Below are 3,127 nucleotides of genomic sequence, written 5' to 3'. Positions count from 1 at the left end.
TTCCCTTAAAAAGAATGCTGCGCGAAAAGTCTACGGGTTATTAGTATTACTCGGCTATGATGTTACCACCGTTACACCTGTAACCTATCAACGTGGTCATCTCCCACGACCCTTAAAAGAAATCTCATCTTGTGGCGGGTTTCGTACTTATATGCTTTCAGCACTTATCCCATCCGCACTTAGCTACTCTGCTATGCCCTTGGCAAGACAACAGATACACCAGCGGTGCGTCCAACTCGGTCCTCTCGTACTAGAGTCAGATCCACGCAAATTTCTAACGCCCACAGTAGATAGAGACCGAACTGTCTCACGACGTTCTGAACCCAGCTCGCGTGCCACTTTAATGGGCGAACAGCCCAACCCTTGGGACCTTCTCCAGCCCCAGGATGTGACGAGCCGACATCGAGGTGCCAAACCCCCCCGTCGATGTGAGCTCTTGGGGGAGATCAGCCTGTTATCCCCGGCGTACCTTTTATCCTTTGAGCGATGGCCCTTCCATACGGAACCACCGGATCACTATGCTCTACTTTCGTACCTGATCGACTTGTGAGTCTCTCAGTCAAGCTCCCTTATGCCATTGCACTCTACGCACGGTTACCAAGCGTGCTGAGGGAACCTTTAGAAGCCTCCGTTACGCTTTTGGAGGCGACCACCCCAGTCAAACTACCCTCCACGAATTGTCCTTTGCCTTGTGCAAAGTTAGACCTCAGATAAGCAAAGGGTGGTATTTCAACAATGACTCCACAACTACCGGAATAGCCGCTTCTTAGTCTCCCACCTATCCTACGCATCACTTATCCAAGACCAATACGAAGATATAGTAAAGGTGCACAGGGTCTTTTCGTCCCACTGCGGGTAATCGGCATCTTCACCGATACTACAATTTCACCGAGCTCATGGCCGAGACAGTGTCCAAATCGTTACACCATTCGTGCAGGTCGGAACTTACCCGACAAGGAATTTCGCTACCTTAGGACCGTTATAGTTACGGCCGCCGTTTACTGGGGCTTCAATTCAAACCTTCGCATTGCTGCTAAGCTCTCCTCTTAACCTTCCAGCACCGGGCAGGTGTCAGACCCTATACTTCATCTTTCGATTTTGCAGAGTCCTGTGTTTTTGATAAACAGTCGCTTGGACCTTTTCACTGCGGCCTATCTTATGATAGGCGACCTTTCTCCCTAAGTTACAGGTCTATTTTGCCTAGTTCCTTAGCCATGAATCTCTCGAGCGCCTTAGAATTCTCATCCCAATCACCTGTGTCGGTTTACGGTACGGGCATTAGCCTTCGCTTTTCTTGGAAACGTTGTCACCACACTCACCTCAGCCGAAGCCTCAGCGTACTTTCGAAGTCATAACAACTCCTTAAACGTACTATTCCGTCAGTACGCGGTAGTTATCTCATTCCGTCACTTTTAACAGACTAATGGTATAGGAATATTAACCTATTGTACATCCACTACCCCTACTCGGGTTCGCGTTAGTCCCCGACTAACCCTCAGCTGATTAGCATAGCTGAGGAAACCTTGATCTTTCGGCGGGCAGGTTTCTCGCCTGCCTTATCGTTACTTATGCCTACATTTTCTTTTCTATCAGGCTCCACTATGGCTCACGCCTTTAGCTTCCACGCCAATAGAATGCTCCCCTACCGGTATATTACTTTAGTAATAACCCCATAGCTTCGGTAATATGCTTATGCCCGTTTATTATCCATGCCCAACCGCTCGACTAGTGAGCTGTTACGCACTCTTTAAATGTATGGCTGCTTCCAAGCCAACATCCTAGCTGTCAGTGCAGTCAGACCGCGTTTGGTCAACTTAGCATATATTTGGGGACCTTAGCTGATGGTCCGGGTTCTTTCCCTTTAGGATATGGACCTTAGCACCCATACCCTCACTGCTGATGAGCATTTAATAGCATTCGGAGTTTGTCAGGAATTGGTAGGCGATGAAACCCCCGCATCCAATCAGTAGCTCTACCTCTATTAAACTCGCATCAACGCTGCACCTAAATGCATTTCGGGGAGTACGAGCTATTTCCCAGTTTGATTGGCCTTTCACCCCTACCCTCAGGTCATCCGAAGTCTTTTCAACGACAACCAGTTCGGTCCTCCACGCTGTGTTACCAGCGCTTCAACCTGCCCAAGGGTAGATCACCAGGTTTCGCGTCTACTACTACCAACTATTAGCGCCCTATTCAGACTCGCTTTCGCTACGGATTCGTATCTGAAATACTTATCCTCGCTGGTAACAGTAACTCGTAGGCTCATTATGCAAAAGGCACGCCGTCACAGCTAATGCTGCTCCGACCGCTTGTAAGCGTATGGTTTCAGGGTCTATTTCACTCCGTTATTCACGGTTCTTTTCACCTTTCCCTCACGGTACTGGTTCACTATCGGTCTCTCAGGAGTATTTAGCCTTACCGGATGGTCCCGGCAGATTCAGTCAAGGTTCCACGTGCCCCGACCTACTCAGGATACCCATAAGATTTATAAAACTGTGCCTATACGAGACTTTCACTCTCTATGGTGTGTCTTTCCAAACACTTCTAATCCAGCTTTACAACCTATATCTGGGTCCTACTACCCCCATATTGCCGTAACAATATGGGTTTGGGCTGCTCCCATTTCGCTCGCCACTACTCTGGGAATCACTTTTGTTTTCTTCTCCTCTGCCTACTAAGATGTTTCAGTTCAGCAGGTTTGCCCACCTTTGCGGTGTAGTACATCTTCAATGTACTGGGTTGCCCCATTCGGATATTTGCGGATCAATTCGTATGTGCCAATCCCCGCAACTTTTCGCAGCTTATCACGTCCTTCTTCGCCTCTGAGAGCCTAGGCATCCCCCATACGCCCTTACATAACTTTTCGCGCTTGTAGTTCCTATTGATATTTATCAATAGAATACCTCGTTCTCTTTGATTCTTTTTAATATTTCTTCGTTAGATTATCAATAATCTATTATTGATCTCTTATGCTTTTTATCCCAATATGTCAATGTACTATTTCGAAGGAGTTACCTCACCCTAACCCTCTCCCAAGGGGGAACTTGTTGTGGAGAATAAGGGATTCGAACCCTTGACCCCCTGCGTGCAAGGCAGGTGCTCTAGCCAGCTGAGCTAATTCCCCGCT

The 3,127-nt window shown here is 47.9% G+C and carries 1 tRNA gene and 1 rRNA gene; both read right to left on the bottom strand.

The annotated features are described in order from the left end of the window. Window positions 1-20 precede the first annotated feature (20 nt). Window positions 21-2,866, bottom strand: a 23S ribosomal RNA gene (locus C8P65_RS11905). Between the two features lie 184 nt (window positions 2,867-3,050). Continuing rightward, window positions 3,051-3,124 (bottom strand) — tRNA-Ala (locus tag C8P65_RS11900). Window positions 3,125-3,127 lie beyond the last annotated feature (3 nt).

It is taken from the genome of Capnocytophaga leadbetteri (assembly GCF_003054025.1).
Lineage (GTDB): Bacteria > Bacteroidota > Bacteroidia > Flavobacteriales > Flavobacteriaceae > Capnocytophaga > Capnocytophaga leadbetteri.
Note: the sequence above shows the minus strand (reverse complement) of the source record. Positions and strands in the feature narration are given on the sequence as shown.